General features: G+C 65.7%; 14 protein-coding genes and 2 pseudogenes. 6 read left to right on the forward strand and 10 right to left on the reverse strand.

Annotation, left to right across the window (positions count from 1 at the left end; translation table 11 throughout):
- Positions 1–75 precede the first annotated feature (75 nt).
- The 5 genes from AC5Y7D_RS01655 to AC5Y7D_RS01675 all read right to left on the reverse strand — a co-directional run bounded on the left by AC5Y7D_RS01655 (position 76) and on the right by AC5Y7D_RS01675 (position 11100).
- Positions 76–927: an ABC transporter ATP-binding protein gene (locus AC5Y7D_RS01655; RefSeq protein ID WP_499920836.1), complete on the reverse strand. Its 852-nt coding sequence runs from the start codon at positions 925–927 to the stop codon at positions 76–78.
- Positions 924–6491, reverse strand: a complete 5568-nt coding sequence (locus AC5Y7D_RS01660) for a type I polyketide synthase (RefSeq protein WP_499920837.1) — start codon at positions 6489–6491, stop codon at positions 924–926. The genes AC5Y7D_RS01655 and AC5Y7D_RS01660 overlap by 4 nt, the downstream gene beginning before the upstream one ends.
- Positions 6492–6650: 159 nt before the next feature.
- Positions 6651–8420 (reverse strand): NAD(P)/FAD-dependent oxidoreductase, encoded by a 1770-nt coding sequence (locus AC5Y7D_RS01665; protein ID WP_499920968.1) that lies wholly within the window; start codon positions 8418–8420, stop codon positions 6651–6653.
- Positions 8421–8564: 144 nt separating this feature from the next.
- The gene (locus AC5Y7D_RS01670) at positions 8565–9863 is read right to left on the reverse strand and encodes a cation:proton antiporter (protein WP_499920838.1); all 1299 of its coding nucleotides are present in this window, start codon (positions 9861–9863) and stop codon (positions 8565–8567) included.
- Between the two features lie 340 nt (positions 9864–10203).
- Positions 10204–11100, reverse strand: coding sequence for a TPM domain-containing protein (locus AC5Y7D_RS01675; protein WP_499920839.1), 897 nt, complete (start codon positions 11098–11100; stop codon positions 10204–10206).
- A 238-nt stretch (positions 11101–11338) separates the two neighbouring features.
- Between AC5Y7D_RS01675 and AC5Y7D_RS01680 the strand changes: the two genes are divergently transcribed.
- Both AC5Y7D_RS01680 and AC5Y7D_RS01685 read left to right on the forward strand, forming a co-directional pair.
- The gene (locus tag AC5Y7D_RS01680; protein WP_499920840.1) at positions 11339–12268 is read left to right on the forward strand and encodes a DUF389 domain-containing protein; all 930 of its coding nucleotides are present in this window, start codon (positions 11339–11341) and stop codon (positions 12266–12268) included.
- Between the two features lie 162 nt (positions 12269–12430).
- Positions 12431–12919: a glutathione peroxidase gene (locus tag AC5Y7D_RS01685; protein WP_499920841.1), complete on the forward strand. Its 489-nt coding sequence runs from the start codon at positions 12431–12433 to the stop codon at positions 12917–12919.
- A 215-nt stretch (positions 12920–13134) separates the two neighbouring features.
- Here AC5Y7D_RS01685 and AC5Y7D_RS01690 read toward each other — a convergent pair whose 3' ends face one another.
- Positions 13135–13440, reverse strand: coding sequence for a hypothetical protein (locus AC5Y7D_RS01690; RefSeq protein ID WP_499920842.1), 306 nt, complete (start codon positions 13438–13440; stop codon positions 13135–13137).
- Between the two features lie 231 nt (positions 13441–13671).
- Here AC5Y7D_RS01690 and AC5Y7D_RS01695 point away from each other — a divergent pair, with 231 nt between their 5' ends.
- The 3 genes from AC5Y7D_RS01695 (at position 13672) to AC5Y7D_RS01705 (ending at position 17509) form a co-directional block, all read left to right on the forward strand.
- A complete protein-coding gene (locus AC5Y7D_RS01695; protein WP_499920843.1) occupies positions 13672–14229 on the forward strand; it encodes a hypothetical protein in 558 nt (185 codons plus the stop codon).
- Between the two features lie 116 nt (positions 14230–14345).
- On the forward strand, positions 14346–15395 hold the full coding sequence (locus tag AC5Y7D_RS01700) for a TolB family protein (protein WP_499920844.1): 1050 nt from the start codon (positions 14346–14348) through the stop codon (positions 15393–15395).
- Positions 15396–15880: 485 nt separating this feature from the next.
- Positions 15881–17509, forward strand: coding sequence for an N-acetylmuramoyl-L-alanine amidase (locus AC5Y7D_RS01705; RefSeq protein ID WP_499920845.1), 1629 nt, complete (start codon positions 15881–15883; stop codon positions 17507–17509).
- 8 nt (positions 17510–17517) lie between these two features.
- On the opposite strand, the gene AC5Y7D_RS01710 is transcribed toward AC5Y7D_RS01705, so the two are convergent.
- Positions 17518–20268 (reverse strand): glycoside hydrolase family 2 protein, encoded by a 2751-nt coding sequence (locus AC5Y7D_RS01710; RefSeq protein WP_499920846.1) that lies wholly within the window; start codon positions 20266–20268, stop codon positions 17518–17520.
- A 240-nt stretch (positions 20269–20508) separates the two neighbouring features.
- Here AC5Y7D_RS01710 and AC5Y7D_RS01715 point away from each other — a divergent pair, with 240 nt between their 5' ends.
- On the forward strand, positions 20509–20976 hold the full coding sequence (locus tag AC5Y7D_RS01715; protein ID WP_499920847.1) for a GIY-YIG nuclease family protein: 468 nt from the start codon (positions 20509–20511) through the stop codon (positions 20974–20976).
- A gap of 1195 nt (positions 20977–22171) precedes the next feature.
- On the opposite strand, the pseudogene AC5Y7D_RS01720 reads toward AC5Y7D_RS01715, so the two are convergent.
- The 3 genes and pseudogenes from AC5Y7D_RS01720 to AC5Y7D_RS01730 form a co-directional block, all read right to left on the reverse strand.
- Positions 22172–22264: pseudogene (locus AC5Y7D_RS01720) on the reverse strand (PE family protein); the annotation flags it as partial.
- A 1353-nt stretch (positions 22265–23617) separates the two neighbouring features.
- Positions 23618–23836 (reverse strand): annotated as a pseudogene (locus AC5Y7D_RS01725) (PE family protein); the annotation flags it as partial.
- Positions 23837–24045: 209 nt separating this feature from the next.
- Positions 24046–25443 (reverse strand): FAD-binding oxidoreductase, encoded by a 1398-nt coding sequence (locus tag AC5Y7D_RS01730; protein ID WP_499920969.1) that lies wholly within the window; start codon positions 25441–25443, stop codon positions 24046–24048.
- Positions 25444–25556 lie beyond the last annotated feature (113 nt).

The following is a 25556-nucleotide window of genomic DNA, read 5'->3' on the forward strand; positions in this document are numbered from 1 at the left end:
GTACTGGGGACGGCAGCCCCGACGGCGGCTCACTCGCCCGGTGTCGCGTCGGAGCCGCACTGTGGTCAACAGACATCACGCACGGCCGATCAACTGCAAATAGGCGTCTTCCAGCGACGGTCGGGTAACCGTCAGCTGACTCAGTTCCCCCCCGTCCTGCGACCGCTTCCTGATCAAGTCGGTCGGGTGATCCGTCTGCTCGACGTGGACCTCGTCTCCCTCCATCCACCGGACCGTAGCCGCTGAGTTCACATGCTCGGTCAACCGCGCCGGTGAGTCGATGGCGACTACCCTGCCCTCGGCGATGACTGCCACCCGGTCGGCCAGCGTGGCGGCTTCTTCCAGGTAGTGAGTGGTGAGCAGAATGGTCGTGCCGTCGATTGCCAGGAGTCTGATCAGATCCCAGAACTGTCGCCGGGCTTCTGGATCGAATCCGGTGGTCGGCTCGTCCAAGAACAGCACTTGCGGCATGGCGATGATCCCCAGGGCGACATCGAGTCGACGTCGTTGCCCACCGGACAACGTTCGAACTTTCGAACCGGAAACCGCGCCGAGCCCGACGAGTTCGAGCACTTCCTGCGGAATTCGTGCCTTCGCATAGCACTTCGCGAACATGTGCATGGTCTCCGAAACGGTCAGCATGCCGAAGTCGCTGGCCTCCTGCAGCACGATGCCGATCTTTGCGCGCCAGGATCTGCCCGCCTTGCCGGGATCTTCGCCGAGCACGCGTACGTCTCCGGCATCGCGCCGGCGGTGACCCTCGAGGACTTCGATGGTCGTCGACTTGCCGGCGCCGTTCGGCCCGAGGATCGCGAAGATCTCGCCGTAGCCGACGTCGAGATCCAGATCTTGCACCGCCTGAATCTGGCCGTAGGCCTTGGACAGACCGCGGACGTGGACCACCGACGCCTGGTCCACCGAGGTCATGAGGACGCGCCTGGGGTTTCTTCGGTGGGCCCAGTTTCGAGTTCGGCCAACATCTCCAGCAGTTCGGCCTCGGACAGCTGTTCGAGTAGCCGCTCGACGTCGTTGTCGACTACGTCGGGTCCAGCGGGCGGATCGGTGGCCGCGGCCGCTTCGGTACCCGGTAGCCGGAGCTCACCGAGGATGCGCGCGGCGAGTGAGTTGACGCTGACCCCTCTGAGCAGTTCGAGCACCGGAAGATCGATCACGAACATCGTGTTGAGCCGCACTCTGAAATCCATCGCCATCATGGAGTCCAGGCCGATGTCATTCAGGGTGTCGTCCACGCCGATATCGCTGGCGGCGAGATCGAAGACGGCGGAAGCGATCTGGCGAACATGCTGCACGACCACGTCGAACCTGCCGGCTTCCGCGATACCCGAGAGCAGTTCACGGATAGACGTTTCGGAATCGGCGCCCTCCAGCGACGTTTCGGCGGTCCCCAGTTCCGAGAACATCGGCGGCAGCTTTCCACCGAGCCCCACACTGCGGGCTCGCCGCCAATCGGCGCTGATAGCAATGACATTGGCCGCCTTCTGGTTGATCAGCCGGTCCAGAATGCGGGCCCCCGCCGCGGGCGTGATCAGCTCGATTCCCCGCTGCGCGTAGAGCTTTTCCAGCTTGAGTTCTTCGACCATGCCCACCGACCATGGCCCCCAACCGATGGCAAGAGCGGGCAGTCCGTGGGCTTGCCGGTGGTGGGCGAACGCGTCGAGAAACGCGTTGGCGGCGGCATAGTTGCCCTGACCCGGGGAGGCGATGACCGAACCGGCGGACCCGAACAGGACGAAGAACTCCAGATCGCTACCATCGAATGCCTCGTGCAGCGCGCGAGTACCGATGACCTTGGGCGCCATCACCTTTGCGAAATCGGCCTCGCTCATGTTCACCAAGAGCTGGTCGTCGACGCAGCCCGCGGCATGGACGATGCCGCGGACCGGCCGGCCGGTTTCGCTCACGTGATTGTCCAGCCACGACTTCACCTGCTCGACGTCGGTGACATCGACGCTGGCGGTGATGACTTCAGCGCCGAGTCGTTCGATCTCTCGTATCGTCTTCACGGTGGCATAGTGCGCGCTGTCCTTGGTGACCGACGACCAACGGCTTCTCGGCGGAACCTCGGTTCGGCTCCACAGCGCGATGTGTCGCGCCCCTCGTTGTGCAAGGTAACCGGCCACAGTGCGGCCGAGCGCACCCGCTCCCCCGGTGACGACATAGGTTGCGCCAGGGGTGAGCTTGGTGGGAAAGGGCCTGGTCAGTCTGCTACACAAGCGAAGACGCGGGACATAGGTGGTACGGCCGCGGATGGCGATCTGGTCCTCGGTCTGCTCGTCGAGGATGTACTCGCAGATTCGCGCTACCGTCTGTTCCCGATCGTCCGCGGGGTCGATGTCGACAAGACCGCCCCATTGGTTGGCGAACTCCTGGTGCCCGATCACCCGGCCGAGACCCCAGACTGCGGCCTGGTCGACAGCGAGCGTTCCGGTGCCCGGTGCCGGTTGCGCGTTGCCCGTTACCAAGTAGAGGCGTGATGGGGCACCGTCTTGATCCGCCAGGGCCTTGGCCAGCTGGAGGATCGCGAAAACGCCAACTCGGTAATCGGTGGCGCGGGCGCCTGTGACGTCCAGCGGCCAGCAGTCGATGACGCCGGTGAGGTCACCTTCCTGTTCCACGTGTGCAGCGAACAGTCGGCGGAGCTGCTCTGGCTGCCCTGGGTCGACTGCGTACCCATCGTCGACTTCGGTTACTGCAGACACGGATTGGTGGGTCACCGTCTTGACACGCTGCCCGCGCTCGCGGAGCCGTTCGGCGACAGCGGTGCCGACACCGGAGCCGTCGACCAGGACGAGCCAGGACCGGTGCTCGGTTGACGGCGAGTCCACATGCTGATCCGGCTCGACGTCTTCACTTGCCACCCATTGAATCTCGTAGAGCCCCTTGTCGATCCGCTCGGGCGACAGGCGAGATGATGCGCTGAGGGATTGCACCGTGAAGCCGTTGAATACGGCCAGTGGCTCGCCAACACCGTCGGTGATGGTGATGTCGCACTCGATCTGTTCCCTGGTGGCCGACACGACCCGCACCTGCGCCGTCATATTCGCCTGGGGCGCACCGTAGATGGAGCTGCGGCCGATCCTGGTCGGAAGATACGGGCTGTCGTCTGCGTCCTGCCCGGCGACGCTTGCGCCGAACAATGTCTGGAATGCGCCGTCTATCAGCGCCGGATGAAATCGGTATAGGTCCAACTCGGCGGCGATCGGGGCCGGAACGGTCAGTTGACCCACCGCCCAACCGTCCCCCGATGTCAGCTTGCCGACGGACTGGAACGCCTCGCCGTAAGCGAACCCGATGGCTTGGGTGCGGGCATAGAAATCGTCCCCGCTGAGGGTGGTGACCAGCTCGGCATCTTGGTGGGTCTCGCGGCAGTCGGTTTCGGGCGACCGTGGCCGCGTGTTGAGTTCCGCGGTGGCGGTGATGGTCCACTTGAGGTCGCCGTCGGCCGTTGCCGTAAAGGTGGAGAACTCCAGGGTGCCCGTGTCCTGGTTAAGCGTGGTCCGCAGGACGGGATCACAGGTTTCGTCGAGGATGACGGCCCGTTTCAATATCAGGTTGTCAACGCAGTGGTCGGCTGATCCGTAGGTTTCCCTCGCTGCCGCCAGGGCCACCTCGATGAAAACCGCACCGGGCACGATTGTGCTGCCCTGCACCCGGTGATCGGCGAGAAAAGGCGCGACGACGGTGCTCAACTCGACTTCCCACGTGGGGTGCACCGCTGTTACCGGTTGTCCCAACAACGGATGCACCGGGTTGTAATGCAAGTCCTCGACCGCTTCCTGGGTTTCGTTCCAGAAGCGCTTGGACTGCCATGGGTAGGTGGGAAGCTGCACCATCCGCGCCTGCCCGCGGGGGTAGAACGCCTCCCACGCGATGCCGTAACCGTGACAGTACAGTGCGCCAACGCAATTCATCAGCGTACGACTATCGTCGTCATCGCGTCGTTGGGCCGCCAGGACTACGGCCTCGGCCTTGTGGTCCGCCGGCTGGGTTGCGGCGATCTCGGCGATCGCGGACGCGAGCACAGGGTGCGGGCCCAGCTCGACGAAGTGGGTGTATCCGTCTTCGAGCATGCGTCGCGCGGCGGGTTCGAAAAGGACTGTAGCGCGGGTGTTTTGCCACCAGTAGGCAGCCCCGGCCGTGTATCCCTGCAAGCGCTCACCGGTGACCGTGGAGTACAGCTGGATGCTCGCCGCGCTCGACGACAGTCCCTGCAGGGCGTCGCCGAGGTCTTCTTTCACCGCGTCCATGTAATGGGTGTGGTACGGAACCTGCACACTGAGGAACCGGTTGAAGATCTGGGCTTCGTCCAGCTGGCCCGCAATGTCTTCCAGGACGTCGGTGTCGCCGGCGATCGTCACCGCTGAGGGACTGTTGATCGCCGCGATGGAAACCCGCCGGCCGATTTCATCGCGTGCTTTGTCGTCGAGGTTCTGCATCAGCGAGTCGGCGCCAAGCCCGACCGCGAGCATTCGGCCCATTCCGCTGGTGCGTTGTTGCAGCCGACTCCGGTGGTAGATCACCTGAACGGCTTGTTCGAAAGTCAGCAGACCGGCGAGGTAATGCGCGGCCACCTCACCGGCGCTGTGCCCGATCACCGCGTCCGGTCTGATGCCCCATTGCTCGAACTGCTCCGCCAGTGCTATCTGGATGGCGAAGTTGGCGGGTTGCGCAATTGCAGTCTCGGCCATCCGGGAGCGGGTCTCGTCGGCTCGAAGTTCCTCGAGCAAAGACCAGTCGGTGTAGTGGGATAGCTCGCGATCGGTTCGCCGGATGCTGTCGGTGAAAGCCGGGTAGACGTCGAGCAGCCCCCGGCACATCTTCCACCACTGGGGACCCATGCCGGTGCAGACGAAGGCCAGCTTCGGCGCGGTGGAGTGGGTGCGACTGGCCGCAATCTGCCCGCCATCGGCAAGGGCCTGCAGTTGGTCGCGTGCGTCGGCGACGCTGCTCGCGATCAGGGCACGGCGATAGTTGAGATGCGAGCGCCGGCGGCCCAGCGTGTAACCGAGATCCGCCAGCGTGAGATCTGGATGGGCGCTGAGGTGTCGCGCGAGGTTGGATGCACTGTCCAACAAGGCATCTTCGTTGCGCGCCGAGATCGGTAGGACGGCCAACGGCACGGGCGGAGCATGCTGGCGGCCGGGCGCGGCGACGGGAGCGGGAGGCTCGGCGAGGACGACGTGGGCGTTGGTGCCGCCGAAGCCGAACGAGTTGACCCCTGCCAGTCGTCGTTCGCTTGCGGGGAACTCGCGGCCAGCCCGCGGAATGTCGATGTTCATCTCTGCCAACGAGATTCGGCCACTGGGGTTCGTAAGATGCAGGTTCGCCGGGATATGCCCGTTCTTGAGCACCAATGCCGCCTTGATGAGCCCGGCAACTCCGGCGCCGGCCTCGAGGTGACCGATGTTGGTCTTGACCGATCCGATCAAAAGCGGGTTTGCCGTCGGCCGGTCCGCAGCGAGCGCATTGGCGAGCGCCCGCATTTCGACCGGGTCACCCACCGGGGTTCCGGTGCCGTGCGCCTCGACGTAACCGATCTCGTGCGGATGGACGCCCGCCCGCTGCAGGGCTGTCGTGATCGCCACCTGTTGGGCTTCTTCGCGGGGCACGGTGATGCTGTCGGTGTGGCCGTCCTGGGATACGGCAGTGCCGAGGATCTGGGCATAGATTTCGTCGCCGTCGCACAGCGCCTTCTCGAGAGGCTTGATGACGACGACAGCGCCGCCCTCTCCACGCGCGTAGCCGTCGGCGGACTCGTCGAAGGCCTTGCACCGGCCGTCGGGACTGAGAAATCCGCTCTTTGATTCCGCGATGGCGGTGTTGGGCCCCACCATGATGTTGACCCCGCCGGCCAGCGCGAGACCGCATTCACCGTTCCAAATGCTCTGCGCTGCAAGGTGTACCGCGACGAGAGAGCTGGAACATGCGGTGTCCACTGTCATGCTCGGCCCGCGGAAGTCGAAGGTGAACGAGATCCGGTTGGCCAGCATCGTCATCATCATCCCGGTGGCGGAATGCGTCTTGAACCGGTAACGACTGGTGCGGCCCTGATTTTGGAGCAGCTGGTAGTCGAGAGTGAAGCCGCCGATGAATACGCCGGTATCGGTACCGGCCAACTCGTCCGCGGGTATCCCGCCATCCTCCAGCGCCTCCCACGTCGTCTGCAACATCAGTCGTTGCTGCGGGTCGAGCAGGTTCGCCTCGCGAGGCGAGATGCCGAAGAACTGTGGGTCGAACTTGTCGATCTCGCTGAGAAACCCGCCGCGGCGAGTGACCATCTTGCCGACCTTGGCCGGATTCGGATCGTAGTATTTCGCCGCGTTCCAGCGCGTATCGGGAACTACCCGGGTGGCGTCGGTTCCACTGCACAGCAACTTCCAAAAGTCTTGCGGACTGTTGGCGTCGCCGGGGAATCGGCAGCCGATTCCCACGATGGCCAAGGGCGTTCGAGTGCCTTGCTCGGCGCTCATCCTCATCCTTTCCGGTTGACGACCCGTTGTGAGTGCCGCCGAATCGCCGGTAGGAGCGCTGTTGGTGACCTACCATTGCACATTTCGGCGGTGAAGGCGTAACCGCCGCAACGCCGCAGGGTAGGGCCGTACCCCATCTTCGGTGAATCCTTCTTCAGCTCAGATGAATTCGAGTGCGGGCGCGGGGCTGACGATCCACTCTGAGCTGATCGGGTTGGTCGTCTGCTCGTGGCGGTAGATGGACCGGAGTTCTTGCAGCAAGCCGTCCCGTTGCCAGGCTTGCACCTGCCGCATCACGTCGTCCTCGGCGAACCGCTCACACTTGGCCGCAATGACCGCCTCGACCAACTGGCCTGCTACCTGACGAAGCAGCCGGGTGTTCGCATCGAACTGAGCGGCGAAATCGGGGGCTTGTCCCATCATCGCCTTGTGCAGCGTCACCATGAAGTTCAGCGGCGCGTACAAATCCACAAATCCCGCCGCCGGATGAGCGCCCTCGACAGCGGCCCATTCCCGGAAGAACAATTGCATGCGGTTGCTGAGCGCGATGAGCCCCTCCAGATGGGGGACCACGCCGGGATCGTCAGCCACGGAGACGAATCGGTCATTGCTGTAGAGCAGTCCCAGAAAACCCCAGTAGAACGCGATATCCCAGATGACTTTGGCTGACATGACAGCCGGCGAGCCCATCAGCACGTACTGGTTGCAGTAAATCGCGAGCCACATATCGGTGAGCGACCGGAATAGCGAATCACTGATGCCGGCCCGCGCGACGACGTTCTCGCCCTCGAGTTCGCGGGCGATCATGTCGGTGATCAGGCCATTACCGATGGCGACCAGGTCCAGGCCGGACGAATACAGCGGATCCAAAAAGATTCCGGCGTCCCCGGTGATACACCAGCGGTCGCGGCCGTCATAAACCTTGCTGGCACCGTGGCTGTAGTTCTTCATCACTCTGAAGTCTTTGATCAGATGGTCGAGCTCGGCCAGGACCGCGGCGCATTGCGGCTCGTACTTGCGTAGCCAGGATTTGGCTTTGTCGAGAGTGTTGAAGTCGTCGAATTTGTGGAATGCGGGATCGGCGACAATACCGACGCTGGTGGCACCGGAGGCGAGTCGAATAAGCCAGACCCAATATCCTTCGCCCATCAAATGGTTCGTCGACAGCGCCCGATCGCCTTCGACCAGGCGCGCCTGCCAACTCGGGTCATCGCTCCATTGACCGATGTCGATTTCTGCCGCGACCCGGAGCCACACGGCATTACAATTGTGCTCGTTGGGCTGCCTCAGCTCTAATTGCCGAGGCAACGCCCGATTTCGCCCCGACGCATCGACAACCCAACGAGCGGTCTGGTGAATGGTGTTATTGTCTTTTTGAATGGAAATGGTGTGCGCGTGATTATCGCGACCCAATTGAACAGATCGGACACGGCCGGAGACAATCTCGGCACCGGCTGACAGACAACGACGGTACAGTTCGTTTTCCAGCCTGCCGCGGTCGATTTGGTAGGTCACCTGAGCGGTGAATGAGGAGCTGCCCAGTTCCAGGCGTTGCGCGATGTCGGTATTTCCCTCGCGCGAGAAGAACATCCGCAGGCCCATCTTGCGGATCTGTGCGTCATTGAGATGGTCGGACAGTCCAAGGCGGTCTCGCAGGTACTGCGCCGAGATCTCCACTGTCGACTCGCCGACCGTGTGGGTGATCTCCGGGACCGGGTGCGGGTTCGGTTCGATGACCAGGACCCTCGTCTGCGGCCGCGTCGATCGGATCTCCAAGGCCAAAGTGAGGGCCGCTGCACCGCCCCCGATGATCGCGACGTCGTGGTCAGCCTCGGTGGAGTGTGCTCCGGCCAGCTGCGTCTTTATTTTCTGCGCCAGCGCTACTCGCGCCTCCGGGCTGAGCTGCGACAGCTGGTCTCGCACGTCCACTCGTCCCCCTCCGCAAGTGCGTTCGACGAATATGGTCAATAGTTAAGCAGGTTACACGAAATCGGGCTCCGGCATGGGTGCGAGCTGTGCTGACGACGCACAATCGGGGTGGCGGCCGGCCGGCTTGTGCCCACGCAAACGCGCTCAGGCGGTCAGTTCGGAAGGGCCTGGCGAACGGGTGGGCGACTGCTCGGGACCGGCGGCAGGCTCGTCGGTCCGGTGCCGCCCGTAGACGAATTCAAAAATCGGCGTGGCCATCAGGGTGGTGATGACGGCGACCAGGACCAAGATCGTGAACAGTGTCGGGGTGATGATTCCGGCTTCGAGCCCGATGTTGAGCAGAATGAGCTCAATCAGGCCGCGGGCATTCATCAGTGATCCAAGCGCCACGGATTCGCGCATGGGAACCTTGTTGAGCCGCGCAGCCAGCGTGCACGCGACCCCTTTACCCGCGATCGACACGATGAGAATTCCCAGTGTGACCGCCCAGAGTGACGGCGTGTTCAACAGGCCGATTTGGGTGTTGAGCCCCGAATAGACGAAGAACAGCGGCAGCAAGAATGTGGTGACGAGTGGCTCTAGTTTGTCGGTGAGTTGCTCGGCAAAAAAGCCGGATGGCATAGCTACACCGAGGATGAAGGCACCGAATATCGCGTAAATGCCGATAGTATCCGTGAACCACGCACACGCCATGAGCAGAATGAGAACGGTGCTCAGCACCGGGGCGGTGATCGTGTTCCGCCGCTCGGCGACCGTGCCGAGCGCATTGAGGGTCCTTCGACCGATGGTGAGTAGCAGCACGCTGTACAGAATCCCGCCGATTATCGCCGTGGCCGCCACGGCGGGATTACCGCGGTGGATGGCGAGCACAATTGCGAGAATGCACCAGGAGAGCGCATCGTCGGCCGCGCCGCATGCCAGGGCGAGGGTACCCAACGGCGTTCCGGAGAGCCGCTGCTCGAAAATGATGCGGGCCAGCATCGGAAATGCGGTCGTTGCGATCGATGCGCCCAGGAACATCATGGCCATCACCAGTGTGACGCTCTTGTCGAAATACACCCCTGCCGACAGCAGAGGCATGGCGATGAGGGCACCGAGTGCGAGCGGCGTGATGATTCCTGCCGCCGAGACCGCGACGGCGGTGCCGGCGCGATGTTTGATCAGGTTGACGTCGAAATTCAGGCCGATGAGAAACATGTACAGCACCAAGCCGATCTGTGCCGCGGTGTACAGCACCGTGTTCGCCTGCCCCGGGGGGAATAACTGGTGCTGAATTTCCGGTGCGAACCGGCCCAGCAGGGAAGGACCGAGCAGAACTCCGGCGATCATTTCACCGACGACCTGGGGTTGTCCCACGCGCTTGGCCAGAAAGCCCACCAGACGGCACGCTCCGAGAATGACGGCCAGTTCGAGGAAGAAATGCACGGCTGTTGCGGCGGCCATGAGTCAGGTCCTCAGCTTCGTTCCGCGCTTGACACGGCACGATTGGTATTCGGCCGGGCCTGTCGGCGTCTTGCCGTGACCGGTAGCGAGCTCCGGTTTGGGGGTGACGATCCGCAGGCCGCGGCCCGGATCGACGTGCCATGATGCCGCGAACGGTCAACTCGTTGACGTGTAACCATCTCGGTCGAGGCTACGGGAAGCGATCGCAGACCGACCCGGGCGTCGGCCAAAGCGGCGCCGAGTGGCCGCGTCGTTCTCCCCTCGACCAACCGGACCATCCTGCAAAATGCTTTTGCAACAGTGGATTTGACGGCTCGCGAGCCAGGGGTCAACCGGCCGGTCAGCGCGTGGATGCGGAGCGACGCGGCCCTGGTGTGTGCGCTGCCCGCACGTCGGCGTTCGCCGTCTCCTGCGCCTGAGCGGCCAGCGTCGACGCCCTGTTGGCATAGGCGATCGCTTCCCGCTCGTTGGTTGTCTGCCTGCCGTGCGCCGCCGCCAGATGTCGCTTCGCGTCTTCCAGTAGCGCCTGAGCCTGGGCGCCGACGTGCTGACGATGCTTGCCGGCGTAGTCGGAGATCTGGCGCACCCGTGCCTCAGCGGCGGACAACGCCCCGGGCAATGACGGACCGCCCCCGCCGATGTTATCCCGGCTCTGACTACCGACGCGCCGACGGCGCCGGCGACGGTATAGCACCACGACGAGCACAAGTACCCCCAGCGCGACCGCTACGCCGATCGCGACCGGCGCCCAGTTCCGCTTGGACGAGGTTGCCGGTTTGTTCAGCCCTTCGGCCGCAGCGACCGCAGCACCGCTCCAATCTCTGGCACCGACCGCCGGTTCGATTTGCTTGCGCTGCAGAGTATTCAACTCCTCTGCCGTGATTCCCGCCGCGTTCGGCGGCACGGCGAATGCGTAAAGCTTGGTATTCGTGGCCACGGCCAGCAGCGCGTCACCCTCGCCCATCCCGGTCGCGCCCCGCGTTCGTTCGGCCCAGTTCTCCGGCTTGAACCTGGAGAAGTTGTCGACATACACCACCCACAGTTGCAGGTGCCTGTCGTGGTAGAGCCGGTCGATTGCCGAGTTGACCGCCGCCCGAGCGGAATCGGTCAGCACCCCGGTGTTGTCGGTGACGTGATCGGTGAGCTTGGCGGGTGGTTGAGCCGCGACGGGAGATGCCAGCAGCAACACCGCGGTGAGGATGGTCAGAACGACGCCGAACAGGCGAGCAATGCGCATGCGGGTAATTTAGCCCCGCGATCACCGCGGTGGTTCAAGCTGATCCTGCTCCGGGTGGGCGAACTCGGCGACGATCAGTGGCACTCACCGGGCCCCGCGGCATCCCGTGCGACGCGCCAGGCAGACTCGGCGGATCCGGCACGACACACGCCCCGGAGCCCGTCGGCGTACCCGCCGAACCGACCCGCTCCCGGCGCGGCCCAGAACAGGGGCTTACGGGTCCCGCTAATGTGCGGTAATGCTCCATCTGCGGGTTATCGCGCCGGCCAAGTCGAGCGATGCGGTACTGGATGTTCTTCGCCGCGAGGTGGGGGTGACCCATATCGTCGTGCACCGCGATGCCGCGCTCGATCCGCGCGGCGACGAGATCACCGCCGACATCGCGCGAGAAAGCGCTAACGTCGTCATCGACGAGCTCAAAGCGCTCGGGCTCAAACGGGATGGAGCGATCACGCTCGACCTGATCGACACGGTGGTGTCCATCGCGGCATATCGCGCCGAGAACGAGGCCGAGGGCGATCCCGCCGACGCGGTCATCTGGGACGAACTTGCCGAGAGATCCCGAGAAGAGTCCGCGCTCAACGCCACCTATCTGACGTTCCTGACGTTGGCCTGCCTGATCGCGGCGGTCGGCGTGGTGACCGATTCGCCGGTCACGGTTGTCGGCGCGATGGTCGTCGGCCCCGAGTTCGGGCCACTTGCCGGCCTCGCGGTGGCGATTGTGCGGCGCCGCGCCTACCTCGCGCGGCGGGGGGCCCTGGCCTTGGTGGTCGGTTTCCCTTTGGCCATGGTCGTCACGGCGATAGCCGTGTTGGCCGGTGAGTCCGTGGGCTGGATCAAGCTGGGGACCATCCGCCAACTCGAACAGGTGGACTTCATCTTCCAAGTGGGCCCGCTGTCGTTCGTGGTCGCGCTGTTCGCCGGCGCGGCCGGCATGTTGTCGTTGGTCTCGGCGAAATCGGCTGCACTGGTGGGTGTGTTCATCTCGGTGACCACCGTCCCGGCCGCCGGGTTTGCGGTGGTCGCCGCCACGGTGGGCGACTGGCAGGTGGCCGAACAGTCCGCGGCGCAACTGGGGATCAATTTGGTGGGGATCGTACTGGCCGGCGTGCTCGTGCTCTGGGTCCATCTTCGGACCAGCCCGCGCCATCGACCGGGGCATCATTGACCCGAAGTCGATAGCAGAGGAAAACGGCTGCGCGGCAATGAATCTGCAACACCAATGTGCATCGGTGGATGGTTATGGGCCGGCCGCGCTGCGGCGAATTCTGCGGATGCGGCAAGGCTGTGCGAAGCCTCGACGACGGGAAGCAGTGTTAGCGTCGTGGGCGTGACCCTCAAAGACATCGCCCTGACCACCCTCGACGGCAGACCGGCTACGCTGGCCGAATTGTCCGCCGGGGCAACGCTGATCGTGAACGTCGCCTCCAAGTGTGGTCTCACTCCGCAGTACGCGGCGCTGGAGAAGCTGGCCGAGGATTATGGCGACCGGGGTCTGACGGTGGTCGGCGTCCCGTGCAATCAGTTCATGGGCCAGGAACCTGGCACGGCCGCGGAGATTCAGACGTTCTGCTCGACGAACTACGGGATCACGTTCCCGTTGCTGGAGAAGACCGACGTCAACGGCGACGACCGTCATCCGCTCTACGCCGAATTGACCAAGGCCGCCGACGCCGATGGAAAGGCGGGCGACATCCAGTGGAACTTCGAGAAATTCCTGGTGTCCCCCGGCGGCGAAGTAGTCAATCGGTTCAGGCCGCGGACCGAGCCGGACTCGCCCGAGGTGATCAGCGCCATAGAGGCGGTGCTAGCCGAATAGCCCGGATTTGCCGGCTCTCGATCGGCGCGTGCCCGGCCGCCGGGTTCGCGTGGTCGCCCCCGCCGTGAGTGACTGGCAGGTCGCCAAGCAAGTCCGTGGTACAGCTCGGGGTGAACCTGACGGAGCACGTCCTGGCCGGGTGCTTGTGCTGTTGGTCCAACTTCGGACTGGTTCGCCGTCGAGCCATCCGCCACTGACGGTCCGCTTCGGTGTCCCTATCCCGCTGATTGATCGGCGATACAGGACCGATAGGCCTCCATGCACTGCGCGACCGCGTCGGGCGGCACATACCTCTGGCCGTAGATGCCTACCTGCACACTGGCCGACATGCAGGCCTGCTTTTGGCTGTCGCAACTGATTGTCGGCGCCCCCGGCGGCCCAATGACGTCGGTCGGGTCTTCCCCTGTGCTGACGCAGGGTGCCGTCTGCGGTTCGGCCGCCGCGGGGCCGGCTACTACGCCGACGATCGGGCAGAGCAGGACTGTTGCGAGCACCAACCGGGCTACACCTATGGGAAACATCAGCTGCTCCTGAAGGAAGAGGGTCAGAGGCTCAAAAGTAAGCCGGTGCTCTCGCCTCGCGTAGGGCATAAAGGCGCAGCCGTCAGGGCAGAAAGTCCCTGGCGTCAACACCGTCACCGGTCGAACATGAGCTCCATGCTTCGCGCGTTGTCTTTTGCTGTGACCGTAGTGGTCGCTGCCCTCGGTGCGGCCCCACGAGCCGGCGCAGATCCCTCGGCAGATCTGATGAGAATGCTGCCGGCCGGCTACAGCAGCGAGTCCTGCACGGCGACCAAGGCACCGGGTGCGCTGGCCGCGGTGGACTGTCGGGACAACTCTCTGCCCGGAGGGCCGACCTACGCGACCTACTCACTCTTCCGCGATTACACCGGGATGTATGACGCCTTCACCGCCAGCCTGAAGACTTCCACATGGGCGCCCGCGACATGCCCGGGAAAGCAATCATCAGACCCGACTGCGGTGATCGGATCCAACGGAAAGCAGTACGGCTTCATCGCATGCGGGCGCGGAACCGGCTCCGACTGGCAAGTCAGAGACGGGGCAGTGGCGTGGACGCGTAACGCCGACCACTTCCTCGGTGTCGCCTATGTCGGATATCAGGGCCAGATGTATCCGGCCAGCCTGTTCAACTGGGTCAGAGCGCCGCAGATCGAAAGCGACTGCGCAGCCTCGGCCGGCACGTACACCGCTTGGCACGGCGACGCCGAAATCTATTATTCGAAATGCTGCTTCAAAGACCACTGCGATGAGTACGTCGATGGGGACTATCAAGGGCGCTCGCAACCTTGACCGTGCATCGCGGGCGCGTACGTGCCACCGCAACTTGGATTCTGCTGCAGCTCGCGGTCCTCTCCGTCGCCAGTTGCACTCATCACCCGGCTCCGCCTGCGACGTCGCCAAAACCGTTGTCGCCGAGTACCTCTGCCGGACCGCGGAGCGTTCTCTTCTATACCAAGGCCGGTTCGCTCTACGTCAGCGACCCCGCCGGTACACCGGGCCGCAAGCTCACCGACGGACCATCCGATACGGAGCCGGCGCCGTCCCCCGACCTCGCACACGTGGCCTTCATCCACAAGGCGGATAGCGCCGACTACGGCGGGGAGCTATGGGTTCTCGATCTCTCGCCAACGCTTGCACCCGTAGGCGCGCCGCGACGGCTCGTCGACCCGTCCGCCCTTCCACCGAAGTTCAGCGACCCGGAATTCGGCTACGGGCCCAGGCAGGTCGTACGCCCGCACTGGTCCCCCACCGGGAACCGGATCGCCTTCCTCGAGGCCGGCGAAGGCGGCGGCCTGCTTATGGTCGCGGACGCTCAGAGCGGTGAGCCCATCCCGCACAAGCAGCAGATGTTCGCCGGCGACAACTACGCGTGGGCGCCCGACGGCCAACACATCGCCTGGACGGGCGGACGCAGCGACGTGTCCCCCGTCGACGTCAATGTCCTCATGGTCGCTGCCACCTCGACGCCTGTGGTGAAAGGCACCAACGCCTTCTCTGTGACGTATGACGTTGCCGGCCAGTCGATCTGGTTCACCAATGGCAACGCATCCGGTGAGATGTTCGACGGTATCCCGTTCACGCTCCGCGACGGCGGCATCTACTTCCTCGCGAGCCCCGGCGGTGCCCCCGTCAATCCTCCGGCGGCCCCAACGGCGCTCATCAGGGGGCAATCGTTTTACGGAGACATCGCGGCGCTCGGCTCCGGCGCGGTTGCGTTCACCGAAACGAGTGCGGACGGATCATCCAAAACCATTCAGTTTCTGGACGCGCACTCGTCGGTGGCCCGCAGGGTGGTCACCAACGTTGCGGCGGATCTCCCTGGACCGGTGTGGGGGCCGGGTGACATCGTCGCCTTCGTCGACTCGACCAAACACCTGATGGTGACCGATGCGGATAACCGCTCACCCAAGCAGATCGACACGGGCGTCGACGCATTTGCGTGGCCGCCTCGGTGAATGGGCCGATTCCGTGCGCGGGTAGAAGATGTGCGGCGGCGGTGTTGTAGCAGCTCTATCCGACTGGCGTGAGTTGCAGATCCTGGGTCACCCGCCCCGGCCTGCCTCCGGACCCGCAAATCGGCATGAGTATGCCCGATTCGTCCTTGCCTGCAAGTGAATTCGCATCCCAGGAAGCATAGCTCGCATAGGCCCCGGGAACCCGTGTACCGGACGGACAGAAGGCGTCAGAGTGCCAAACCAGTGTCCAGTGCCCGTCTGCCAGCCGCGCATGGCCGAAGACCGGTCCACCGGGTGAACCGGCCACCGAAGCGCAGGCCTCACCACATGGTGTGAAGTACCAGTCGCTGCTAGTGGTCTCACCGGCTTCCGAGGTCACCGTGGCGATGTAGTGGCCGCTCAGCGCCGGAGCGGCCGACGCGATGCCGGGTGACCCGACTACTATCCACCCCGCGAGCACGGCAACGGACACAAGGTGTCTTGCGATGATCATGATCTGGCGTCCTCCCTGCGAGCCGGAATCGTTACGTCATAGCTTTGCTATAGCACAAAAGCGGGGTATCCGGGCCTTTCATGGAGACCATCCGCAGCGGCCCGTGAGCCGTTCAGCGCAATTCGAGGCCATGAAGCGAAACATGATCGGCGGCGCGGGGCATCAAACCCGTGACGAACGATCTGCGCAGGTGCTCAACCTGACTCGCGTCGGCTCGCATGAATTTCTACCCGTAGACCGACATTATCCGTATGTCATTACGGCGCAATCGGTTACCTCACCTCTGTGTCCGACGAAGATGAGTGCGGCAAGCCCGGTCGAACCACAGAAAACCGTGTGTTCAAACGACTTCCGGTGCGGCGGGTCGCGTCAAAAATATCGCCGACGCGAGTACGGTGTTGCCGTGCCGTTTTCGTGCGGGTGCTCAGCAACACCCGCTGTTTCACGCCGTGATGTGTTCAAATACATTGCGGCGGCGCCAGTTGTGCTGGGTTTGGGCACCGCCGCCCCAGCCCTGGTCCGACCTCCGATCGCGAGTGCGGATCCGGTCCTGGTTGCGGCGGTCGAAGTCCCTGGCCAGGCACCCAGCATCATCAGCCGTGCGCAGTGGGGCGCCAACGAGTCGCTTCGCAGCCGAGCACCGGTGTATGACAGCGGGATACAAGCCGGCGTCGTGCACCACACGGCCACCGTCAACGACTACGCGCCGCAGGATTCGGCGGCAATCGTGCGGTCGATCTATGCCTACCACACCCGGACCCTGAACTGGCCGGACATCGCCTACAACGCCTTGGTCGACAAGTACGGCCAAGTTTTCGAGGGCCGGTTCGGCGGGATGACCAGACCGGTTCAAGGCACTCACACCGGCGGATTCAACCGCAAGACGTGGGCGGTGTGCATGATCGGCGAGTTCGACGCGATGTCCCCCACTCCGGTCCAAGTGCGCACCGTCGGGCGCTTGCTCGGATGGCGGCTGGCCATGGATGGCATTGACCCCAAGGGCAGTACGGCGTTGACCTCCGACGGGGGGCTTTACACCCGCGTCCCGCGCGGCGCCGTCGTGAACCTGCCCTCCATTTTTGCCCACCGCGACGTCAGCGACACCGACTGCCCAGGCAAGATCGGATATGCGTTGATGGCCCAGATTCGCGACGTCGCCGCGCAATTCACCAACCGCCCCAGTCCCTCGGATCTGGCGCTGTCGTTGGGAGGTACCGCCATCTACGAGCGGTGGCAGGCGATGGGCGGCATGAATAGCGCACTCGGCGCGCCGAAGTCACCGGAATCGCAAGGGGCGGGCAGGGCGCGCTATGTCATTTTCGACAAGGGAGCGATGTACTGGTCCCCGGCCAGTGGAGCACAGCCCGTCACCGGCTCCCTCTACGCGGCGTGGGGCGCCCTGGGTTACGAACACAGTGCGCTCGGCCTGCCGACCAGCGCCGAAATTCAGGAGCCTGAGTGGATCGCGCAGAATTTCCAACACGGCACCCTGAACCTTGACCGTCGCAGCCGGACGGTCACCAGCGTGATCGACGGTATCGCCGCACTGGTGCCGCCGCCGTCAGCAGAGGGGCCGCCAACACAGCTCGAGCGATTCTCGCCGGCGCGCAATCGAGTTTGACGCACGGGCTATGCGATCGGCACGGTGACCGGCGACGTGTTGTGTCCGGTGACTCGTACCCAGTTCGCCGACGAACCCTGCCCCGCGGTAGTTCCGCGGATCTCGATGGTCTCTCCGGGAAACACGGTCACGTAGTTGTCGTCGTACTCGATCGGAAGGATCTCGTCACCGTCGCGGGCGGACAAGACCTCGGCACGCTCGAAGAACGCGACGTTCGGCGTGGGGTTGTGAAGCCGTATCACCACTCCCCCGTGGGTCGACCGCGCCGTGACGTCCAGCGGCACGCGCGGCAGGTAATTCACGGCGGTCATGTCCGCCCAACTCGCCTGCATCGAGTCGAACGCGCGGTCATTGTCCGGGTCCCCCACGTCATCGGGCTGCTGGGACTGCCAGTACACGTTCTCCGCGACGACCTCGCCGGACCGGCGAATCAATTGACAACGAACGAAGAAGACGGGCGAGTTGGTGACCCCGCGGGGTATCGACAGCGCTTCCACAGCGTCGCCCGCGGATACCTTCAGGCGCTGTGAGATTCGGTCGGTCTGCAACATCCCCTGCAGGTCGTAGACGCGGGCGCGGACAAGTAGCTCGTCCTCGTCGTGCTGAGTCTGATTGACGACACTGATGCGCCCGGGGCTGCCGTTGCCCCCGGCGTACGAATCAAATACCACGGAAAGCGGCCGCAGCCCCTTCTTCGCTCCGAAATAGGCGCCCCCCGGTCGCAGGTAGTAATCGAAAAGCTGCCCGAAGAACGAGGGCCAGTGGCTGTTGAGCATCCAGTAGATGGTCATCTTGTGGCTGTCCCATCCCGCGGCGGCGAAGGCCTCGAACTGCGCACGCGCGGACTCGTATTGAGCCAATTGCGCTTTCGCGGCGAACATCTCGGCGCTGTCGGACGCACCGTAGCGCATGCCGATCGATCGCTGGGCGCTGAGCAACGCCGCGTTCTTCGGCTGCGCACCGGCGTGGAAGTACCAGGTTTCGTTGATGGGCCACAACTTGTCTGGCGGAATGAACTTCCGCAGGCTGGCGAACGGGGGAATCTGTTCATTGCTGCCCTGTTCGGCGGATGCACCCCAGGTGGCGCCATATCGGCGGCTGAACCAGTAGGTCGGCGGTCGCCACGTGTACGGTCCCGCCATATCGATTCCGTCCCATTGCGCCACGCCGTCGCCATCTCGGGCCTGCAGCGAGGCGGTATCGACAGTGGCGTTCTGCCAATGCAATTCGCCGAGGATGGACCGGTATCTGGCGCGGATGTCGGGCGGCGGAAGGCCGTCGCTGCCATTTGCCCAGATGAACGCCGACGGGTGCGATCGGAGCGACTGAATCTGGGAACGCAGGCTGGCCATCGCCACTCGGTCATCTTCGGGGTCCCACTGCTCCCATTTCTCCCACTGGTTGCAGCACATCCATCCGGCCATGAGCGGAATGCCGAGCTCGTCGGCCTCGGCCACAAGATGGTCGCTGGCGAGTTTGCCCTCAAGCCTTAGCATGTTGAGGCCCATGTCTTTTGCGTAGTGCAGGATCGCAGATTCCCGCCCCGGGTCGTACCTGAAGAGCAGGTCGGGCGTGTAGGCCGCTCCGCGGATCGGAAAGTTCTTTCCGTTGACTGACAGATAGAAGTCTCCGCCGTCGCCGGAGAACCCTTCGTCGCGATGCTGGGCAACGGTCCGGATGCCGAAGCGAAGTTCGCTGGCGTCGCTCAGTCGATTGTCGACCCGTAGCTCCAACCGGAGGTCGTGCAGAGTCGGCCGGCCCATAGTGTACGGCCACCACAACTCCGGGTTCTGAAAGGTCAATTGCGGGAACAAATCTGGCGTGAGGGTGAGCTGCCGCTGCTCGCCAGGCGCGAGGGCGACCGCCTGCTCGGCGTGAATCGTGGAATTGTCCGGACGGGTGATCGTGGCGCGCAGAACACCTCGTGCACGCTGGGAGGAGTAGTTGTGAACGTCGGCGCGGATGGTCAAGCGCGCGCTGTCGGTGCGCGGTAGCGGGAGTTCTGAATTGACGGTGGCCGAACCGATTCCGACGGCTCCCAGCGATTTCAGGTAGACCGGCTTCCAGATGCCGGCGTTGCGGTCGGGAACGAACGAGGTACCTCGCCGGTCCGGATCGTGATCGGGCGACGGAAGGCCCAGGTAGTCCCAGTTGATCCAGTCGTTCCAACTGTCGGCCAGCTCGACGCCGTCCACATCCTGCAGCGCACGCTCCGGCGTTACCTTCACGGCCAGAACATTGGACTGCCCGGGCCGAATCAACGGCGTCACGTCGAACTCATGAGCGACGTACATACCGACGACTTGTGTGCGGTCGGCTACCAGCTGGCCGTTCAACCAGATTTCGCCGCGGTAGTTGATGCCGGGGAATCCCAGCAAGTAGGTCGTCCGGCCAGCCGGAGCGGTGAACCGAGTGCGGTACCACCAATCGTGCCGATACAGATCCTGCGGGACCTCATCGCGAAGATTGGCACCTACATACAGATCCGGGTAGACACCGTTCTCCCGAAGTATCTCCAAGACCGTGGCCGGCATGCGGCCGACTTTGTACGATGTGGCGGCGTCATCGTCCGAAAGAGACAGAGCGTCGCCATTTTCCGGAATCTTCTCTGCCGGCGACAGCGTCCAATCGTTCGATAGCTCCACGCGCTCGGGCGGTGCGGAACGAATGTGAGTGGCAACCGGTGAGTACGCCGCGGCACACAGCGAGAGCGACGACAGCGCCAACATGATGAAGATCTTGACGGCGATCTTCCGCATGCGTTCTCGGCTCCTCGAAATCGGGCGTTCGCTCATCATGCCCGTCGCCCGGCGGCTGACGCCAACGGGTCAGCCGCCGGGTGGGTGGACGCTGGCTACAGTCGACCCATCGCGACTGCTGCCGAACTCGGGGCTGCGGCCGTCTCGGAACTCGGCCGGGGACGAGCCGCTATCACAGCACGGTCGGTCAACTCTTGGCCGCAGCGCCCTGGATTATATGCGGTTTACGGCTCCGCCGACGTGTGGCGGACGCTGACACTCGGCGACCCTCCGAACGACCGACCGCTGTATGTCGGCAAGGCCGAGCGCTCACTATCCAGCCGAGATGTCGCTACCCACTTCGGGTTTGCCCCGGGAGGCGGCAACAGCATCACCGGCTCGTCGACCTTACGGCGCTCACTCTCGGCACTGCTGCGAACGCCACTCGGCCTGCGGGGGCGCTACCGCAACCCGATTCACCCACAGAAGTCGGCCAGCTTCGGCTTGTCGGCGGACCAGGACGCGGTACTGAGCAACTGGATGCGGGCAAACCTGCTCGCGACGTACTGGGAGATGCCGGCGGCGGGGATTGCGCTGGGGGATGTGGAGAAGGTCGTGCTTGCCCGGTTGCAGCCCCCACTCAACATCCAGCACGTACAGCACCGATGGAAGTCTCTGGTCAAACAGGCACGGGCGGTGATGGCTGCCGACTGCGCGCTTGGCGGGTAGTGGTGTTGCTGCCCGTCGCTCCAAGTCGAATCTGGACGGCGTCGCGGGGACGCCGTCCAGATCGGCTGAATCTCGGCCAGGCGTGGCTCGGCCGCAACAGTGCCGGCTACGCCTTCCCGTTGTTTCCGTTGTTGCCGAGCAGCAGCCCGCCGGTGCCGCCGGTTCCGGCCGTGCCGCCGGCCTTGCCGGCGTTGCCCCCGTTGCCGCCGTCGCCGATCAGCACGGCGTTGCCGCCGTTTCCACCCTTGCCCGCGGTGGTGGCGCCGAACCCGCCGGCGCCGCCGTCGCCGCCGCTGCCGGTGGCCCCGGCCTTGCCACCGTTGCCGCCTGCGCCGCCGGTCCCGTTGCCATTGGCGTTGGCGCCGGATCCGCCGGCCCCGCCCGCGCCGCCCGAGCCGGCGAGCAGGCCGGAGTTGCCGCCGGCACCTCCGGCGCCGCCTTGCTGGGTGCCGCTGCCGCCGGCACCGCCATGACCGCCCGCGCCGCCCGCGCCGCCAGAGCCGAACAGCAGGCTGGCGTTTCCTCCGGCCCCGCCGGCCCCGCCGGTCAGCGTGCCGGCTCCACCGGAGCCGCCCGCACCTCCGGCGCCGAAGGACAGTGCACCGGCGCTGCCACCGGCCCCGCCGGCTCCGCCGTTATTGCCGCCGGACCCGCCCGCGCCTCCGGTGCCGCCGGCGCCGAACAGCCCGCCGGTCCCGCCGTTCCCGCCGTTGCCGGCAAGCCCCCCGGCCCCGCCGGTACCACCGTCGCCGAATGCCAGCCCGTTACCGCCGGCCCCACCGGCTGCTCCGGGTCCACCGGCCCCGCCGACGCCACCGTTGGCGAACAGTCCGCCGGTCCCGCCGGCCCCGCCCACACCGGTGGCCCCGGGTCCGGCACCGTGCCCGCCGGTGCCGGCTGCGCCGGCGAGGAAGCCGGCGTTGCCGCCGCGCCCGCCCGCTCCGCCTTTGCCGGCGTTGATGGCCTGCCCGCCCGCGCCGCCGGTACCGCCGGCGCCGTTGATCAGGGCTGACCCGCCGGCACCGCCGGTGCCGCCAATGCCGCCGGCTCCGTTGGCAATGCCGCCGGCCCCACCGGCGCCGCCGTTCCCGAACAAGACGCCCCCGGCCCCACCGGCGCCGCCCGCCCCGCCGGCCCCACCGGCGGCGGTGTTGGTCGCGCCGTGCGCGCCGTTGCCGCCATTGCCGAACAACCAGCCGCCGTCCCCGCCGGCAGCTCCGGTTCCAGGAGTTCCGTTGGCGCCGTTGCCGATCAGGGGACGCCCGGTCAGTGCCTGGACGGGCTGATTGACGATGTTCAGAGCGTCTTGCTGCAGGATGTGCAACGGGTTGCCGCTCAGGGGTGCGTTGAAGCCGTCGGCGCCCAGCAGCAGCCCGCTTATGCCACCGACGCCGGCCTTACCCGCGACCACGCCCGTTCCGCCGCTGCCGGCGTTGCCGCCGTTGCCGATCAGCACCCCGTTGCCGCCGGCGCCGCCGGTCCCACCGGTCGTCACACCGGCCCCGCCGTTGCCGCCGTTGCCGCCGTTGCCGAACAGCCCGGACTTGCCGCCGGCGCCGCCGGTCCCGCCGGTGGTCACAGCAGCGCCGCCGCTGCCGCCGGTACCGCCGGAGCCGAGCAGCTGGCCGGCGTTGCCGCCGGCACCGCCGGTGCCGCCGGTGGTGCGGCCCAGTCCGCCGGCACCGCCCGCGCCGCCGTTGCCGGTGAGCAGGCCGGCGTTCCCGCCGGCACCGCCCGCGCCGCCCGCGGTCTGGCCGTTGTTGAGTCCTTCCCCGCCGGCGCCACCGGCGCCGCCATCGCCGAGGGCGAACATGCCGGCGTTGCCACCGGTGCCACCGGCCCCGCCTGCGCTGCCCAGGCTGCCACCACCACTGCCGCCGGTGCCGCCGGCCCCGAATGTGCCGCCGGCACCGCCGGCTCCGCCGGCCCCACCGGCGGTGCCGGCCGTGGTGGAGGTGCCCTGTCCGCCGGCGCCTCCCGTTCCGCCGGTGCCGAACGTCCCCCCGTCGCCACCGACGCCACCGGCCCCGCCCGAGGCGCCGGCCCCGCCGGCCCCACCGACCCCGCCGTCGGTGAACAACCCACCGGTTCCACCGGCCCCACCTGCCCCGCCGGCGGCGGTACCGAAGGTGAACCCGCCCGCGCCACCTGTCCCGGCAGCCCCGAAGAGCAGGCCGGCGTTGCCGCCGCGCCCGCCCGCGCCACCTGCCGCGCCGCCGCCGTCTGTCGACGCGCCCCCGACACCACCGGCGCCACCCGAACCGACCAGCATGGCGTTGCCGCCCGCCCCGCCGACCCCACCGGCCTTGCCGGCCGTTGTCGCGGTGCCGCCGGCCCCACCGGCCCCGCCGCTACCGAACAGCCCGCCGGCCCCGCCGGCACCGCCCGCCCCGCCGTCGGCGCCCGCGGTCGAGGTACCGGACCCGCCGGCCCCGCCGTTGCCGATCAACCAGCCGCCGGCCCCACCGTTTTGTCCCGTCCCCGGAGCGCCGTTGGCGCCGTTGCCCACCAGCGGGCGCCCGGTCTGTGCCACGAATTGTGCGTTGACCACGTCGAGCAGGCTCTGCAGGGGCTGCGCGGCGGCGGATTCGGCCATCGCATACGAGCCCGCACTCCCGGACAGGGCCTGCACGAACTGCTGATGGAACGCCGCCGCCTGCGCGCTCAGGCTCTGATACCCCTGACCGAATGTCCCGAACAGCTCGGAAATGGCGATCGAAACCTCATCCTGAGCGGCGGCCAACACGCTTGTAGTGTGGACCGCCGCGGCGGCGTTGGCCTCGTGCAGCGCAGCACCGATTCCCGCTAAATCTGTTGCGGCCGTGCTCATTACCTCCGGCAGCGCGGTGACAAAGGACATTTCGGGACCTCCCTATGCGTCGTGACCCGGAAGTCGTGACGGTTGGTTTGATTGCCAGACCGCGATCGGTCTGGTGAGCTTTGGAAACTAAGCGCTACAGCCCGGCCGGCAGTGCACTGCCACGGACTGCCGCAACCTCGTTAAGTTGATGCGGCTCAGGTGATTTCGTTGTGTGTCGTCGCTATCGCGGTGGCGCCGATAGCGACCGACTAAGCAGGCCGAATGTTCTGGTTGATGTGAAAGACGTTGCGCGGATCGTATTCCGCCTTGATCTCGCTGAGCCGGCGGTAGTTCGGGCCGTAGGTGGCGCGAACTCGCTCCTGTCCCTCGTCCATCATGAAGTTCACGTAGGCACCGCCCGCCGAATACGGGTGGGTCGCGTCCCAGTAGTCGCCGGTCCAGCGCTTCAACATCTCCGCGTTGGCCGGGTCCGGATCGACCCCGGCGATGACCTGCGAGAAGTTGGCGTCCCGGTAGGCCCACGCCGTGTCGGTCTGGCCGACCCGATGAACCGCACCGTTGATCGGATACAGGTGCATGGTGGAGTGCATGGTCGGCAACTCCGCACCGAACCGGGCATGGGCCTCCACCGCGCCGTCGGCGATGGTCCGGAAGAAGTCGCCCCGCCAATACCATTGCAGCCCTTTGGGATACAGCGCATCAAAGGTGGACTGCAGCGCGGGATAAGGGGCCTCGCCGAGGCCGTCGAAGGCCGGCTTCAGCTGCCGCACCGGCGCGAACGCTTCATCGGCGCGTGCGGGATCTCCGGTGTAGCACCAGACGATTGCGCACGCCTTGTGCAGGTGGAAGGCCTCGGGGAAAGGCGGCGCCGGCGGGACGGTCATGGTTGCGAAGAACCCGTACAGATCCTCGTCTTGCGTGGGCAGGTAGTCCCGGAACCAGCCGAGTATGTCCGCGGTTTCCGAAACCGGCCACGCCGTGGGTCCACAGATCACGCTGTGCACGGGATGCAGGCGGAACGTGAACGAGGTGACCACACCGAAGTTGCCGCCGCCGCCGCGCAGCGCCCAGAACAAGTCAGGATGCTCGGATTCGGACGCAGTCACCTCGCGGCCGTCGGCCAACACGACCTCCGCCGACAACAGATTGTCGATGGTCAGGCCGTGCTTGCGGGACAGGTACCCGTGGCCACCGCCCAGGGTGAGGCCGCCGACGCCGGTGCTGGAGATGATGCCGCTGGGTGTCGCCAGACCGTGTGCGTGGGTCGCGGCGTCCACCTGCCCCCAGGTCGCACCGCCCTGAACGCGCACCGTGCGGCGGTCGGGGTCCACCTCGATCCGGTTCATCCGCGACAGATCGATGACCAGGCCACCCTCGACGCTTCCGAAGCCGGGACCGTTGTGGCCGCCCCCGCGCACGGCGACCGCCAGGTTGGACTTCCGGGCGAATTCCAGAGCGCCTGCGACGTCGGCGGCGGATCCGCAGCGCACGATCACTGCCGGCCGCTTGTCGATCATCGCGTTGTGCAGCGCTCTGGCGTCGTCGTATCCCGGGTCGCTGGGCAGGATCACCTCGGCGCCCAGCCGGTTGCGCAGTTCGTCGGTCGGGTGGCTTGCATCCCGGCCCTGTGTTGCCATGCTGGTCATCATGCCTCGACGCTATGGGGCGAGGTAGTGGCCCGTCATGACCACAACTAGGCATCTTCGGCCGCACCTGGTCATAGTCAGATCTGACTATCGACCGGCCGGTCGCCCCGCGG

This window comes from Mycobacterium sp. NGS49, from assembly GCF_059812565.1.

Excerpts from the sequence above, each read along its gene's own strand:
- AC5Y7D_RS01655 (WP_499920836.1), bottom strand. The coding sequence starts at position 927 with ATGACCTCGGTGGACCAGGCGTCGGTGGTCCACGTCCGCGGTCTGTCC.
- AC5Y7D_RS01660 (WP_499920837.1), bottom strand. The coding sequence starts at position 6,491 with ATGAGCGCCGAGCAAGGCACTCGAACGCCCTTGGCCATCGTGGGAATC.
- AC5Y7D_RS01670 (WP_499920838.1), bottom strand. The coding sequence starts at position 9,863 with ATGGCCGCCGCAACAGCCGTGCATTTCTTCCTCGAACTGGCCGTCATT.
- AC5Y7D_RS01675 (WP_499920839.1), bottom strand. The coding sequence starts at position 11,100 with ATGCGCATTGCTCGCCTGTTCGGCGTCGTTCTGACCATCCTCACCGCG.
- AC5Y7D_RS01680 (WP_499920840.1), top strand. The coding sequence starts at position 11,339 with ATGCTCCATCTGCGGGTTATCGCGCCGGCCAAGTCGAGCGATGCGGTA.
- AC5Y7D_RS01690 (WP_499920842.1), bottom strand. The coding sequence starts at position 13,440 with ATGTTTCCCATAGGTGTAGCCCGGTTGGTGCTCGCAACAGTCCTGCTC.
- AC5Y7D_RS01695 (WP_499920843.1), top strand. The coding sequence starts at position 13,672 with ATGCTGCCGGCCGGCTACAGCAGCGAGTCCTGCACGGCGACCAAGGCA.
- AC5Y7D_RS01705 (WP_499920845.1), top strand. The coding sequence starts at position 15,881 with ATGATCATGATCTGGCGTCCTCCCTGCGAGCCGGAATCGTTACGTCAT.
- AC5Y7D_RS01710 (WP_499920846.1), bottom strand. The coding sequence starts at position 20,268 with ATGCGGAAGATCGCCGTCAAGATCTTCATCATGTTGGCGCTGTCGTCG.
- AC5Y7D_RS01730 (WP_499920969.1), bottom strand. The coding sequence starts at position 25,443 with ATGACCAGCATGGCAACACAGGGCCGGGATGCAAGCCACCCGACCGAC.